Origin of the sequence: Halobacteriovorax sp. HFRX-2_2 (assembly GCF_043196705.1) — a bacterium.
Taxonomy (GTDB): Bacteria; Bdellovibrionota; Bacteriovoracia; order Bacteriovoracales; family Bacteriovoracaceae; genus Halobacteriovorax_A.
The window spans coordinates 48,403-62,444 of the sequence record NZ_JBEBMT010000001.1 but is presented as its reverse complement, the minus strand read 5'-3'; the positions used below and the strand labels follow the sequence as shown (position 1 = coordinate 62,444).

The window sequence follows — 14,042 nt, the reverse complement described above, 5'->3', positions numbered from 1 at the left end:
TCTAATCATAAAGACTTATCGGCAGGTAATTATGAAATACCTCCAAATTCTACTCAATTTTCAATAAATTTAAACAGTTAGACTATAGGATAACTCGTGAACGTGTGTCAGAAATTTGCTCTTTATTGAGTCTTACAATCGAAATTCCCTCAGCATTCTTTTGATCAGAAAGAACTTCTCCCCATGGATTAATAACTAATGAGTGTCCATAAGTATGAATTCCTGGATTATTTTCTCCACACTGTGCACTGGCCACAACAAAGCACTGTCCTTCAATTGAACGTGCTCGTAATAAAGTATGCCAATGGGCCTGTCCTGTTGGAACAGTGAATGCCGAAGCAAAGGTGATCAGATCAACTTTATTATCGTAGTAATATTGAAGAAAGCTTGGGTAACGAAGATCAAAGCAAATTGCGATACCAATCTTCCAGCCAAGTACATCAATAATTAAAGGATCTTTTCCAGCGGTATAGATATCGGCTTCATTAATTTTTTTTCGTTTTCTTTGCCCTTGTTCATCTACAGTTGTGATGTCACAAGAAAATAGATGGCACTTGTCGTAGCTACCAATAACACGACCTTGAGGATCCAAGTTAATGGCCTTATTAAGAATACCTGTATCAGTTTTAAAAGCAACAGAGCCCCCAATAAGGAAGAGCCCAGAATCAACGGCCAATTGCCTGATGTTATCAAAGTGTTCATTGTCCCACTCCACAAGGTACGGGCTTGGCTCGCGGCCATTAGAGATTGAATAAAAACATTCAGGCAAGAAGGCCACTTGGGCCCCCTCTCTTTTTGCCTGAGATAAGTATGTTTTAATTTTTTCTAGATTTGATTTGTAATCAAGAGATGAAGAAATCTGAATATTGGCGATAACCAATTCATTCATTAAATTTTCTTCCCAATCGCGTAGTAAGTGAAACCTTCACCTAAAACTTTTTCAGTCTTAAATAGGTTTCTCGCATCAAAGATTACCTTTTCATTTAAACGTGTAGCGATTTCTGCAAAGTCAGGAGTTGAAAACTCTCTCCACTCTGTTACAGTAACCATTGCATCACAACCACTTAAGCAATCGTACTTATTTGATACTTCTTCTAAAGATGCGTGATATTTTTCTCCTACCGCTTTCATGAAGTTTGGCCCACCTTCAGGGTCAAAGAAACGAATTTTTGCACCAGCATCAATTAGATCTTTTGCCATATAGATCGCTGGAGACTCACGTACATCATCAGTATTAGCTTTAAATGCGACTCCCCAGAATGCAAAAGTTTTTCCACTTAAGTCTTCTCCGAAGTGCTTTTTTATTTTTGTTGCCATGTAAAGCTTTTGCTCATCATTCACATCTTCAGTTGCTTCAACAATTCTTAAAGAATGACCGTGCTCTTTGGCCGTATAAATTAAGGCCTTCACATCCTTTGGAAAGCAAGAACCACCATAGCCTGGCCCAGAATATAAGAAGTGAGAACCGATTCTTCTATCACTAGCGATCCCTTTACGAACTTCATTAATATCAGCACCTAAAGTGTCACATAGTCTTGCAATATCATTGATGAAAGAAATTTTTGTAGCAAGGAAACAATTTGATGCATACTTTGTCATCTCCGCTGACAAATTCGACATCATAAAGATAGGGTTTCCTTGTTTTAGTAATGGCTCATAAAGTTCTTCCATGGCCTGAGCAGCTTTTTCATTATTGTGTCCAATAACAACACGGTCTGGTCTCATGAAGTCTTCAATCGCCGAACCTTCTTTTAAAAACTCTGGGTTATTAACGATATGAAATTTCTTATCAGTATTCTTAGCAACAATCTCTCTTACTTTTTCACAAGTTCCGATTGGTACAGTTGATTTAATAACGATGATTGCATCATCAGAGATATTCTTTGCCACATCTTCGGCAGCTTGAAATAAGTATGTAAGGTTAGCACTACCATCATCACCAGAAGGAGTTCCAACTGCTAGAAAAATTGACTTGGAATCTTTAACTGATTCAAGCCCCGTCGAAAAAGCTAGTCTTTCGGCCTTAATATTTCTTTTTAATAGGTCATTAAGTCCTGGTTCGAAAATTGGCGATTCACCACGTCTCATCATGGCCACCTTATTTTCGTCAATATCAACACAAGTTACCTTGTGACCAATTTCTGCAAAACAAGTTCCGCTCACTAAACCAACGTATCCCGTTCCAATTACTGTAATTTTCAAGCTTTTATCCTTTTTAAAAATTGGTACTAGATTAGCACCTTTTATGCTAAGTTTTAAGCCTAAATAAGGAATTTAACTATATGCACAAAGCGTCAATTCAGACAATTCTCAAGGTTATTTTTGCGGCTGCAATTCTCACATGGCTTGCAAAATCAGATAAACTTGACCTTAGTCTGATCGGACAGGTACTTGAGAATGGTCCTTGGGCCTTAATCTCACTTGCACTTTTAATATGCAGTTCATTTATTGCAGCATTTCGTTGGTCACTACTTCTGAAAACAAAGAGTGATAAAATTCATATTAAGAAAATCTACCCAATTAATTTAATAGGACAATTCTTTTCAACGTTTCTCCCAGGTATTGTCACGGGAGACTTTTTAAAACTTCTCTACGTTAGAGATTGTGACAAAAACTTAAAGAGATCTTTTCTCTTAAGTACCGCACTAATTGATCGTATTATTGGCCTTATCGGTCTTCTCATTGTTGGTGGGCTATCTTCAATCTATTTTTATTCAGAGTTAACTGTTTTATCACCAAAGGTTAAGCCGCTTATCTCATTTAATATTATGTTATTACTTGGTGCCCTTGGATTCGTTCTTGTGCTTTTTATGCCAGTAAGAATTAAGATACATGTGATAGAGCTAATTAAAATCCTTCCAATTGTTGGAGATAAGATTGCTAACATCACTGAGACTTTTTGGAAAATTGGAGAAAGCAGAGCTGTTATCCTAAAGTCCATTGGCCTTTCAGTTATTGTCCACATCTTTGCCATTACGGCTTTTTGGAGTCTAGTTCACTCATTCCTTCATGCAAATATTGGTATCAAGCAGCTCTTTAGCATTATCCCAGTGGGGCTTATCTCAATAGCTATTCCTATCTCACCTGCTGGAGCAGGAGTTGGTCACCTTGTTTTTGAAGAGCTTTTTAAAGCGCTAGGCCAAGATAAGGGTGCTTCATTCTTTAATCTCTACTTCTTAGTAGCAATTTCAGTGAATCTTCTAGGTGTGATTCCATACGTTCTTTGGAAAAAGAAGCACACATTCAAAGAAGCTGAAGCACTGGAAGAAGTTCAGTAGTATTATTTAATTAAAAACAAAAATCTTTTTCGGATCGATATGACCGTATTGGCGCCACTTTGTTTTAAGGGCCTCAATTCTTAAAAGAAATTGCATATCTCTTTTGCGATCATTTAGTTTTCTGACTTTCTTTGATTCCTTAACGAGTGGCCCTCTTGCATCATATGGAAGAACAGAGATGTCATCGAGTAACATTGTCTTTCCTTCGTGGCTAATTGTGCGGGCAATGAATAAGTCATCCTTTACAAGTTGTAATGTAAACTCATTCTTAGGAATGTAGAATTTTGTATTGTGAAGAATGTCTTTAAAGACATGCTTTTTAAAAAGGTTTTGTCCACGGTACTCAAAAAGAGAATGGTTAATACTTAACATTGAATCTTTTTGATTTTCTTCAATTGAGATTTCATTAACAAATTTCTTAATTAACGGGCCATTATCATCGAAGTCACGTTGAGTGATATACCAATAGACGAAACCATTCATACGAGATTCGTAATCATCATCTTCTTCAGATAATTTTCCAGCAAGCTTGAAATACTCTTCTTTTGCTGACCTTAATTTGTCATAGTATTCATTTGATGAAAACTTCGTTACAGCATCATCTAAAATACTTCTCAATTCTTCCATGTTTATTTTTTCCCACCACTACTGTCTTCATCTACAGCAAGTACGGCCAAGAATGCTTCCTGTGGAACCTCAACAGATCCAACCATCTTCATTCTCTTCTTACCTTCTTTTTGTTTTTCAAGAAGCTTTCTCTTCCTTGAAACGTCACCACCATAACACTTGGCAAGTACGTTCTTACGGAGTGCCTTAACAGTTTCACGAGCAACAATTTTAGCACCAATTGCGGCCTGGATGGCAATATCAAATTGTTGACGGTCAATAATCTTTCTTAATCGTCCAACAAGGTCACGTCCCTTATAATATGCATTATCAGTGTGACAAATAATTGATAGAGCATCAACTTTTTCACCGTTAAGTAAAACATCAACCTTAACTAACTTCGAAGGCTCGTAACCTTTAAAGTCATAGTCCATTGATGCATATCCCTTAGTGTAACTCTTTAACTTATCGTAGAAGTCAAAAACCATTTCACTAAGTGGAAGATCGTAAGTTACTTGTACACGCTCTTCCGTAATATATTTCATATCAGTTTGAATACCGCGTTTCTCTTCACAAAGACGAATGATCTTACCAACGTACTCATTTGGCACGTGAATAGAAATTGAAACGATTGGCTCAGTAATCTCTTCAAACTTACCAGGCTCTGGCATCGTAGAAGGGTTATCAACTTCAACAATCTCACCATCATTCATCTTAACTTTATAAGACACAGAAGGCGCTGTTGAAATTAAATTTAAACTAAATTCACGCTCAAGTCTTTCTTGAATAATATTCATGTGAAGAAGGCCAAGGAAACCACAACGGAAACCAAAACCTAGGGCCTGAGAAGTTTCAGGCTCATATGTAAATGAAGAATCGTTAAGAGCTAGTTTTTCTAGTGCATCTTTTAAAACTTCATAGTCGTTAGACTCAACAGGGAAGATACCACAGAAAACCATTGGCTTTACTTCTTCGTATCCACCTAAACTCGGTGTATCTTTCTTTTTGGCATTAATAACTGTATCCCCAACTTTTACGTCACGGATATTCTTAATCCCACAAATTACCATCCCTACTTCACCGGCACCTAGCTCTTTCACTTCAGTAAAGAACGGAGTATTAACCGCAAGCTTAAGAACTTCATACTCTTGATCAGAGTTCTTAAGATAGATCATATCTTTCTTTTTAATTGTTCCTTCAACAACTCTCAGTAAGAAGATAACACCTTGATACGGGTCAAACCACGAGTCAAAGATTAGACCTTGAAGGTCCTTATTAGGATCACCTTTTGGGTGAGGAATTTTTTCGATAATTGATTCTAGAAGATCTTCAACTCCTAGACCTGACTTTGCAGAAACTTCATCAGCATCTAGTGCTTCAATCCCTACAACATCTTCAATCTCTTGCTTAACACGATCTGCGTCCGCGTGAGGAAGATCGATCTTGTTCAGAACAGGCATAATCTCAAGATCATTTTCAATGGCCATATAAACGTTAGCAAGAGTCTGGGCCTCAACACCTTGAGAGGCATCAACTACAAGTAGTGCACCATCACAAGAAGCAAGAGATCTTGATACTTCATATGAGAAGTCAACGTGACCTGGAGTATCGATGATATTTAGGTAGTAAGTCTGTCCATCACGGGCCTTGTAATTCAAGCGTACAGTTTGGGCCTTAATTGTAATCCCACGCTCTTTTTCAAGTTCCATATTATCGAGAATACGATCAGATTTCTCACGATCAGTAATTGAACCTGTTTTTTCAATTAATCGATCCGCAAGTGTCGACTTCCCGTGGTCAATATGGGCAATAATGGAAAAATTTCGAATTAGTTTCCTATCAATCATTGTATCTATAACTCCGCTAAATTCCACGAATCATAGCACAGAAATCAATGGATAACTATATTTTCGGCATTTTCAGGCACCTAAATCATTAAGATGCCTGAACTTCTTTTGACATCACCATCAAGTAATAATCGAGTGACGAATCGCGTCCACGAATTGGAATAACTGACGCGTAGCCTTCATAAATATATTCAACAACTTCTTCGGCCTCTTCATGCCCCTCGGCACCCTCATCACCTTCAATATCAACCTTTACTGAAATCTTATCTCCAACCTCTTTATCTGATTTAGTTGAGTCATCGCGCTTAGCGATTTTAATTTCCTGGTTTTCAATCTTAGAGCGACGCTTGATGGCAAGCTCATAAGTCTCGATGATGCACTGAGGAATAATTGAGTCAGTCATCACTTTACCAATTGTATCCTCAGACTGAACCTGAAGAAGTTGGTAAATCTGATTATTCATATACATCAGCTCACCCTTAGCATTCGTTAAGAGAACTGGCCTCTTAACCATATTGGCGAGTACATCAAATTTTCTATTTTCAACTACGATCTTATCCGCGCGCAGCTCTTCGAATTTCTTAAATGAGTGAATCATCTTATTCATCTCTTGAGCAATTTCACCAATCTCGTCATCTTGGGAGTAGTAGATGGAAACGTCGAAGTTACAATCTTGAAGCTCGCGAATCGCATCCTTAATTTTTTTAAACGGCAGGGCAATCTTTCCAGGGATAACTAAACCTAAAATTATTGTCCATAGAAAAGCGATAATAAGAGTGATCATCATCTTACGTTTTGTTTCGTTGATAATTCCCTTAATCTTCTCTTCTCTTTCAACATTTTGATAATACTGAATATCTTGAAACTCGGAGAAAGCATCAAGAATCTTATCCGCAAGTTCCCCAATAGAAGTCATTCCAATATTATTTCGATGAAATAAAGATGCCTTACTTAGGATAACTTTTAGAGAGTCGGTATAGGAGAGCATCTGCCCGATAATCTTTTTTACTTCCGGCTCATCGTAGTGAGTGTCGAGTCTTTGAAGTTGCGATGTGAATGATTCACAAAGATTTAGGATTCTTTCAACCATCTCAGGAGTAGGCTTCTTCGTTAAAATTCTTCTTTGGTTTTTAAGAATTGCAACCGCTGAAATCCTAACCTCATCTGTAATGAGAGTTACTTTATTAGAACGATCTGTAATCGACTCGATCTCTTTATTGAGATTATTTAAATGATAAAAAACGATGAACGCAAGTAGGATTACCACAGCTGCGGCAAACGAAAAACTCCATGCGACTCGGTTTCTTAGTGATAAATTCAAAGTTATTCCCCTTTATGCGACGTTAAAGACTTATGCATCCTCAAGATCAGCAAAAAGTTTATTAAAGTTTTTCTCACTTCCTACAAGAACAACGATGTCATCTGACTCGATAATATCCATCGGCATCGGACAATCATTAATCTCCATACGATAAGCGGACTTACCGTCTTCAGTGATATATGGAACCTTCTTTTGAAGGGCAACAATATTAAGTGAATAGTTTTGACGAATCTTACTCTCGACAAGAGTTTTACCTTCAAACTTCTTCCCAAGCTTTAGCTCGACAATTGAATAACCTGCTGCAAAGTTGTAGCGCTGGAGAACGTGTGGAGCGATGATCTTAGAAGCAACAATCTCCCCCATCTCCTCTTCAACTTTAATAATTTCAGAAGCACCAATTTCATGTAAAACGTGCTCGTGAAGCTTAGAAGTAGCACGGGCAATGACTCGACCAACCCCAAGCTTTCGAAGCATTGTTACGGCCATAATCGACATTTGGATATTATCCCCGATGGCCACAACTGCTGTATCAACGTCAGAAATATTTACTGATCGAAGTGATCTCTCATCTGTTACATCAAGAGCAACAGCGTGAGTTGTACGGTCTTTAATTTTATCAACGAGCTCATCATTCTTATCAATAGCAATTACCTCGGCACCTTTTTCGAAAAGTCCTACCGCAGTTTTTGCTCCAAATGTCCCTAGCCCGATAACAGCAACTAGCATATAAAATCCTTTATTTAATTTTAACCAATCATTATTCGTCCGTCAGGATAGTCTAATTTACCTGAGTATTTCTGTCTCTCTCCAATAGCTAAGATTAGTGTGAGAGGCCCAATACGTCCAATAAGCATTAGCATCGAAATTGCGATCTTTCCTGCGACAGTTAAAAATGGAGTAACTCCAAGTGTAAGCCCAACAGTCCCCCCGGCACTCAGCACTTCAAAGAAGAGAGGCAGAAAGTTTTGATTTGGCTCTATTTTCATCATGACAAAAATAAATGATGTTGAAACAACAATAGAAATGAACATTAGGGCCGTTGCCTTAACAACTACAGGGCCTGCGATCTTGCGATCAAACATCATAACGTTCTTATCACCTTTAAGAGTTGAAATAATAGATTGAACTAAAATTGCCAGAGTTGTTGTCTTTACCCCACCGGCCGTCGAACCTGGAGACCCACCAATGAACATAAACATGGCCATCATATAAATCGTATATGAGTGGAGGTTTGTCAGAGGAATCGTATTAAACCCGGCCGTTCTTAAAGTAATGGACTGGAAGACAGATATTTGAATTTTCTCCCAAAGGTTATAGCCATCAAGAGCACCTAGGAACTCTCCAAAGAAGATGAAAATTGCTCCACCAACAGTTAGTGCAAGTGAAGTAATAAGAACAACTTTAGTGTGCATTCCAAGTCGTACGATAGTCTTTTCTCTTGTGACAACTTCCTTTAATTCCTTAAGGGCAATAAATCCAATCCCACCAAGAGAGATTAGAATGGCAATCGTTCCGTGAATTAGTGGATTGGTTGCATAGTTTTCAAGAGAGTTATCAAAGAGAGCAAAACCTGCGTTACAAAAAGCAGAAACACTATGAAAGAATCCGTAGTACATTGCCTGACCAAATTCAAAGCCTTCAAAAGTAAAACCAATCGTTAGAATGATTGCACCCCAAAGTTCAATAATGAAAGTGTACTTAACAATATTGATAATCATGGCAAAGAGTTCTTCAAGTGATGAAACATCGAGAAGGTCTTGCATGATGATACGATCTTTCATCTTCATCGATCGCCCAAGAACGATGGCCATCGAAGAGTATAAAGTCATGATGGAAAGCCCACCAATTTGAATCAGTCCTAAAATAACAAGTTGGCCGACAATACTAAAACTTGTATTTGTTCCAAGTGTGGAAAGGCCGGTTACACATGTTGCGGAGGTTGCGGTAAAGAGAGCATCCACAAAGCTAATACTAACTCCATCCGCAGCAGAAAGAGGAAGCATAAGTAATAATGTTCCGGCTAAGATAACCCCACCGAATGTGAAGAGTACAAGCTGAGCAGAAGTTAATTTTATTTTACTAAAGAGCGTATCAAATCGATTCTTATATTCCCGATTTGTTGTCTCTCCCCCATCATCATATAAAGACAAGATTGTTGAGAGTAAGTGAGCACTCGCTAGTAGATAAGTAAATTTTAAGTCACCCCAAGTAATAAGTGTTGGGATAAAGACTAGTAACGAAAATGAATAGCGACGGAAAAAGTCTTCACCATTCTTTGCTTCAATCATGTTCTTAATAACCGTTAAAGCAATGGCAATTGGGACTACCCAAACCATTAAGTCTAGGGTATTCACGATAAACTTTTGATTCCAAGTGGCAGGTATCTTCTTATTATCAAAGAGAGTGAATAAGAGGATAAAACTACCGTTGAAAAAAAGTTCAAACAGGAATGACAATTTTTGTAATAATGATGCCATATTATTTAATAATATTACTAATTTAGCTAAGTTGATACTTATAGCAGATTGAGACATATTTTCCTATGACTAAAAAGAAGAAACCAAACAAACAGATCAAGTTTCCCCTAGATTTTCCAGTGGACTTCAAAGTCGAACACCTCGACTCTCTTGGTCAAGGCGTTTCAAAACTAAATGGAATTACCTTTATCCAAAAAACTCTCCCAGGAGAAGAAGGCAAGGCCCTTGTCTACAAGTCTAAGAAGAGCATTCAATTTGCAAGCTTAACTGAGTTAACTAAGAAGTCCCAATTACGTACCGATTCGAAATGCCCTTACTATAGTGAATGTGGTGGCTGCCACTTCCTGCATACTAGTTATGAGAATGAAATTGAATTTAAGAAGAAAGCTTATCTCGACAATTTCAATCGACAATTTAAAATTGATTTAAGTGATTCACTTATTATTCATAAAGCAAGTGATCGCTATCATTATCGAAATCGCATTCAGCTTCATTATAATAAGAAGGATAATTCACTTGGCTTCTTTAATGACTCTAATTCAAAAATCACTTCAATTAAAAATTGTTTAATGGCCAACGATGATATCAATAATGAGTTAGCTAAGCTGCATGACAATTGGCAAGGTGAAGCAAAGAAGACAAAGGGACATGTTGAGCTATTCCAGCGTGATGCAACGATCTTAAAAACTTTTGACTCTTATTATTCTGCGGAGGGATTTCTACAAGTAAACCCACCAATGAATGAGCTTTTATTAAATCTAGTTAATGAAAAAATGAAAAGTGTCACAAATGACTCTTCAACAACAGTCGACCTTTTTGGAGGAAATGGGAATATCACAAAGGCCCTTTCTCATCGAACGATTGTTATGGATGCAACTCCGACAAAATATATCAAGTTACAAAATAAAGAGTATCAAGAGTATAGTGAGCTCGATATTTATGACCAATCGGCAATTAATAAACTTGAGGCCTTCAATATAAAAGATATCGACCTACTCGTTATTGATCCACCTCGCAGTGGCCTGAAAAATATTGATGAATTTACTAAAGTACTTAATCCAAAATATATCGTCTATGTAAGCTGTAACAACCAAACACTGGCACGAGATACTCATAAGATTCTTGAAGATTATCTTATTGAAGAAGCGCACATGTTCGACTTCTTCCCAGGTACCCGACACTTTGAATCGGTTATCTTCTTTAAACATAGGTAACGATTGTAAGCTCTTAGATTAACATTGTAATGGGCGCTGAAAGCCATTACAATTAAAGAGTATATTCTCTTTTTAATCTAACGTTTTTGGTGAAATGATGAAACGAACTACAGTTACTTTTCTATTTGCAACATTAATTGGAATCATGACAACTTCTTGTTCTTCAAGTCAGAAAACGGAGCAGTTGAGAAAAGCAGAACTCTTCTATACATATGGAACTCAAAAGATGATTGATAAGGATTACTCTCAAGCACTTGAGGCCTTAGAGAATGCCAATCAATTAAAGCCAAATGATACAAAGACGCTAAACAATCTTGGACTTGCTTATTATTTCAAAAACAGACCTGAAAAAGCTAAGTTCTATTTCAAGCAAGCAATCAAAGTTGATAATAAGAACTCTGATGCCAGAAATAATCTCGCTTCAATTTACTTCAAGGAAGGTGACTACAATAAGGCCGAAGAACAGTACAAAGTTGTTCTTAAAGATCTTATCTATCGCTACAACTACCGAGTAAAGTACAACCTATCTCTAATTGAACTGAAGAGAGGAAATAAAGATGCGGCCATCAAATATCTTCAACAAGTAACAGGCTACACTTTAGACTATTGCCCGGCCCCGTATCAACTGGCCATGATTTATAAGAAAGATGGAAATATTAAAGATGCCATTAAAAACTTAAATATTGCAACAAGTGGTGAGTGTAAAAAAGAAATTGCACCAAAATTTGAGCTTGCTGAAATTTATCGCTCTCTTGGAGAAAGTAAAAAGGCACTACCTCTTTATAATCAGATCATTGAGCAGTTCCCAAGAACTGATTATGCAAAAAGAAGTTTAGTAATAAAGAATAACCTAATGAAGAACGTATATTATTCGAACAAATTTGAAACTGATAATTTATAATTAATTAAAAAGGCGTAATAATGGAACAGGAAGTTGCAAAAGAAGCCCCAAACCTATCTCTAGGTCAGTACCTACAAAAGGCCAGAGATAAAAAAGATTTAAGTATCGAAGCAGTAAGCAGACATACAAGAATCAATCTTACCAATCTATCAGCACTTGAAGCAGATGATGTTGAAAGGCTTCCCAATATTGCATATGTAAGAGGGTTTGTTAAAACTCTTGCAAAGACTTACGATATCGATGCAGAGGAAGCGACAAGAAAGCTTGAAGAACTTTATGGTGCAGTCGCCCCCGAGAAGTCACAACCCCTTGAAGCAGAAGACTTCCCTCAAGCAAATGTTGAAAAGAAACAAGACCTTGTAAAACAAGAAGTTCAGATTTCTGATTCATTAAAATACAAATTACTTGGCGTTGTAGCGGCCTTTTCAATAGGTATCTTTATTTACATAAATCTAGATAAATCAAAAGAAGTAGATACTGGAGAAGATACTAAAGAAGTTGTTGTTGAGGCCCAGGTGCTAGCTGAAAGCACTCCTATGCAAGACACGGCCGAAGAAGAAACGACAAAAGAAGTTGTGGCCGAAGAAACTCCTGCCCCAGTGGTTGAGGAAAAAAAGCCTGAAGTAGTCGTTGAGACAAAAAAAGAAGAAGAAGAAAAGCCTGTTGAGGAAAAAAAGGAAGAAGAAGAGGAAAAAGAACTTAACTTCTACAACCTACCTTCCCCTCTCTTTGCCTTCAAAGATATCTCTGAAGAAGAGAAGAATGAAATCATTCCTGCAAATATCAGGGCCGCTTTTGAAGAAGGAAAACAAAATATCTTCCTTAAGGCAATGACTGGTGACTCTTGGATCGTTTATCAAAGTGATAATGACCCAATTAAGAAGTTCACACTAAAAGAAGGACGCTACCTACTAATTAAAGGCGACCAAGTTCTTCTTCGTCTTGGAAATATTGATGCCTTAAATGTTTTCTATAATGGGGAATTACTTGGAATGTCTTCACGCTCTGGCGTTAAAAGCTTAGTCTTCCCTGTTGAGATCGCAAAAGATCACAAACTGCCACTTTTCATTTTTGATAAAAATGGTGGCGTCCAAACTTCTAAGCAATACTTAGAAGAAAAAGAAAACTCTCAAAACTAAGAATTCCAATCTAATTTTTTATAATAACTAATTCCGATAGCTCCTGTAATTACCGCTGGTAAGAACAGGACTAGAGGGATTGGGATATTATTCTTCTTTGCTAAAGATACCCCTGAGAAATAGAGTGCGTAGTAGATAATCGTCACGAGAAGCGCCAGAGCACTTGTATTTCGAGTCGCACCACGTCCCTTCTTTACACCAAAGACAAAGCCTAGAAGCGCAAAAATAACACATTGAATTGGAATCGTATAACGTCCCCAATACTCAATACTCCCCTTTCTTATATCATCTTCAAGATTATCTTTAATTCTTTTCGTCTTAGCTTTCTTAACTTGCCCTTTTAATTTTCTAATATGCCTTCTAAGTTCATTAGATGACATCATGCTGGCCTTATTAACAGTTGAAAAACTTTGACTGGTAACAATTGGATACTCATATGTTTCAAAAAGAATCTTTTCTATCTCATGGCCTTCTTTATCAATTGAAATAATACTGCCATTAAAGAAGTCAAAACGAATATTGAGGCCGATGGAGTCTCCGTCTACTTTCGGTTTATTTAAAACTCCTCTTTTTGCCATAATCACTTTATCAACATTATCTTTTGATGAAATCCTTAAGAATACATTTTCTAGAACTTTCCCTTCATCTTTTACATCTTCAGCAAATAGAATAACTCCTGGAATCTCAGTAAAGAATTGCTCCTTTTTAATGTCTGTAAGGATCCCCTTTGAACCAAGCTGCTTGAAAGTATTTCTAAAAATCTTCTTAGATGTCGGAATCATATTCGTATTTAAAGAGACAACCGAAGCTGCAATTAGAATTGAAATAATGAAAAATGGAGAAAAGATACGATGCTTATTGATCCCCATGGCCCTTAGGGCAACAATCTCAGAGTCTTCACTTAATTTATTTAGTGTATAAATCATGGCAAAGAGAATTGATAAGGGAGTCGCCATTGGGATGAAACTAATTGAAATATGGCCAAGTATTTCTAGGAATTGCAAAATTCCTACACCTTTTTTCGTCACAAGCCTCATGAATCTGAACAATTGTGTCGTTAAGAGGAAAGCAACAAAGAAAGTAAGACTCATCGTAAAGGGTACGATAAAATTTGACGCAAGGTATCTTTGAAATATCTTCGTTGGGATTAAATCTTTGATCTTTTTGACTGCGTCCATGAAAACCCTTGCCGACTTTTGTCATACTTTGTCTTTTTGTGTACTTACTGTTAGTTTATACCCTCTTAAATCACTTTGAAA

12 protein-coding genes are annotated in these 14,042 nt (G+C 37.1%); 4 read left to right on the top strand and 8 right to left on the bottom strand.

Going from position 1 to position 14,042, the window contains the following annotated elements:
• Positions 1 to 82 precede the first annotated feature (82 nt).
• Positions 83 to 889: a nitrilase-related carbon-nitrogen hydrolase gene (locus tag ABMA79_RS00300; RefSeq protein WP_393089336.1), complete on the bottom strand. Its 807-nt coding sequence runs from the start codon at positions 887 to 889 to the stop codon at positions 83 to 85.
• Entirely contained in the window at positions 889 to 2,202 is a 1,314-nt protein-coding gene (locus ABMA79_RS00295) for a UDP-glucose dehydrogenase family protein (RefSeq protein WP_392857466.1), read from the bottom strand. The genes ABMA79_RS00300 and ABMA79_RS00295 overlap by 1 nt, the downstream gene beginning before the upstream one ends.
• A gap of 80 nt (positions 2,203 to 2,282) precedes the next feature.
• Here ABMA79_RS00295 and ABMA79_RS00290 point away from each other — a divergent pair, with 80 nt between their 5' ends.
• Positions 2,283 to 3,278 (top strand): lysylphosphatidylglycerol synthase transmembrane domain-containing protein, encoded by a 996-nt coding sequence (locus ABMA79_RS00290; protein ID WP_393089334.1) that lies wholly within the window; start codon positions 2,283 to 2,285, stop codon positions 3,276 to 3,278.
• A gap of 6 nt (positions 3,279 to 3,284) precedes the next feature.
• On the opposite strand, the gene ABMA79_RS00285 is transcribed toward ABMA79_RS00290, so the two are convergent.
• From ABMA79_RS00285 to ABMA79_RS00265, 5 genes are all read right to left on the bottom strand, one after another.
• Entirely contained in the window at positions 3,285 to 3,905 is a 621-nt protein-coding gene (locus ABMA79_RS00285) for a hypothetical protein (RefSeq protein WP_392857471.1), read from the bottom strand.
• 2 nt (positions 3,906 to 3,907) lie between these two features.
• Positions 3,908 to 5,731, bottom strand: a complete 1,824-nt coding sequence (gene lepA, locus ABMA79_RS00280) for a translation elongation factor 4 (protein ID WP_392857473.1) — start codon at positions 5,729 to 5,731, stop codon at positions 3,908 to 3,910.
• 88 nt (positions 5,732 to 5,819) lie between these two features.
• Complete coding sequence (locus ABMA79_RS00275) at positions 5,820 to 7,052, bottom strand: HAMP domain-containing protein (protein WP_392857475.1); 1,233 nt, start codon at positions 7,050 to 7,052, stop codon at positions 5,820 to 5,822.
• A 30-nt stretch (positions 7,053 to 7,082) separates the two neighbouring features.
• Complete coding sequence (locus ABMA79_RS00270; RefSeq protein ID WP_021266154.1) at positions 7,083 to 7,778, bottom strand: TrkA family potassium uptake protein; 696 nt, start codon at positions 7,776 to 7,778, stop codon at positions 7,083 to 7,085.
• A 20-nt stretch (positions 7,779 to 7,798) separates the two neighbouring features.
• Complete coding sequence (locus ABMA79_RS00265) at positions 7,799 to 9,529, bottom strand: TrkH family potassium uptake protein (RefSeq protein WP_392857476.1); 1,731 nt, start codon at positions 9,527 to 9,529, stop codon at positions 7,799 to 7,801.
• 65 nt (positions 9,530 to 9,594) lie between these two features.
• On the opposite strand from ABMA79_RS00265, the gene ABMA79_RS00260 reads away from it, so the two are divergent.
• The 3 genes from ABMA79_RS00260 to ABMA79_RS00250 all read left to right on the top strand — a co-directional run bounded on the left by ABMA79_RS00260 (position 9,595) and on the right by ABMA79_RS00250 (position 12,783).
• Complete coding sequence (locus ABMA79_RS00260) at positions 9,595 to 10,743, top strand: class I SAM-dependent RNA methyltransferase (RefSeq protein WP_392857479.1); 1,149 nt, start codon at positions 9,595 to 9,597, stop codon at positions 10,741 to 10,743.
• A gap of 97 nt (positions 10,744 to 10,840) precedes the next feature.
• Positions 10,841 to 11,644 carry a tetratricopeptide repeat protein gene (locus tag ABMA79_RS00255; protein WP_392857481.1) on the top strand — a complete coding sequence of 268 codons (804 nt, stop codon included), beginning with the start codon at positions 10,841 to 10,843 and terminating at the stop codon, positions 11,642 to 11,644.
• Between the two features lie 20 nt (positions 11,645 to 11,664).
• The gene (locus tag ABMA79_RS00250; RefSeq protein WP_393089331.1) at positions 11,665 to 12,783 is read left to right on the top strand and encodes a helix-turn-helix domain-containing protein; all 1,119 of its coding nucleotides are present in this window, start codon (positions 11,665 to 11,667) and stop codon (positions 12,781 to 12,783) included.
• Here the strand turns inward: ABMA79_RS00250 and ABMA79_RS00245 are convergent.
• On the bottom strand, positions 12,780 to 13,961 hold the full coding sequence (locus tag ABMA79_RS00245) for an LptF/LptG family permease (protein WP_393089328.1): 1,182 nt from the start codon (positions 13,959 to 13,961) through the stop codon (positions 12,780 to 12,782). The genes ABMA79_RS00250 and ABMA79_RS00245 overlap by 4 nt on opposite strands.
• Positions 13,962 to 14,042: the final 81 nt, after the last annotated feature.

What these genes read in the sequence shown, in the direction of transcription:
- ABMA79_RS00245 (WP_393089328.1), bottom strand. Translation starts at nt 13,961, where the DNA reads ATGGACGCAGTCAAAAAGATCAAAGATTTAATCCCAACGAAGATATTT.
- lepA (WP_392857473.1), bottom strand. Translation starts at nt 5,731, where the DNA reads ATGATTGATAGGAAACTAATTCGAAATTTTTCCATTATTGCCCATATT.
- ABMA79_RS00300 (WP_393089336.1), bottom strand. Translation starts at nt 889, where the DNA reads ATGAATGAATTGGTTATCGCCAATATTCAGATTTCTTCATCTCTTGAT.
- ABMA79_RS00255 (WP_392857481.1), top strand. Translation starts at nt 10,841, where the DNA reads ATGAAACGAACTACAGTTACTTTTCTATTTGCAACATTAATTGGAATC.
- ABMA79_RS00285 (WP_392857471.1), bottom strand. Translation starts at nt 3,905, where the DNA reads ATGGAAGAATTGAGAAGTATTTTAGATGATGCTGTAACGAAGTTTTCA.
- ABMA79_RS00270 (WP_021266154.1), bottom strand. Translation starts at nt 7,778, where the DNA reads ATGCTAGTTGCTGTTATCGGGCTAGGGACATTTGGAGCAAAAACTGCG.
- ABMA79_RS00250 (WP_393089331.1), top strand. Translation starts at nt 11,665, where the DNA reads ATGGAACAGGAAGTTGCAAAAGAAGCCCCAAACCTATCTCTAGGTCAG.
- ABMA79_RS00265 (WP_392857476.1), bottom strand. Translation starts at nt 9,529, where the DNA reads ATGGCATCATTATTACAAAAATTGTCATTCCTGTTTGAACTTTTTTTC.
- ABMA79_RS00290 (WP_393089334.1), top strand. Translation starts at nt 2,283, where the DNA reads ATGCACAAAGCGTCAATTCAGACAATTCTCAAGGTTATTTTTGCGGCT.
- ABMA79_RS00260 (WP_392857479.1), top strand. Translation starts at nt 9,595, where the DNA reads ATGACTAAAAAGAAGAAACCAAACAAACAGATCAAGTTTCCCCTAGAT.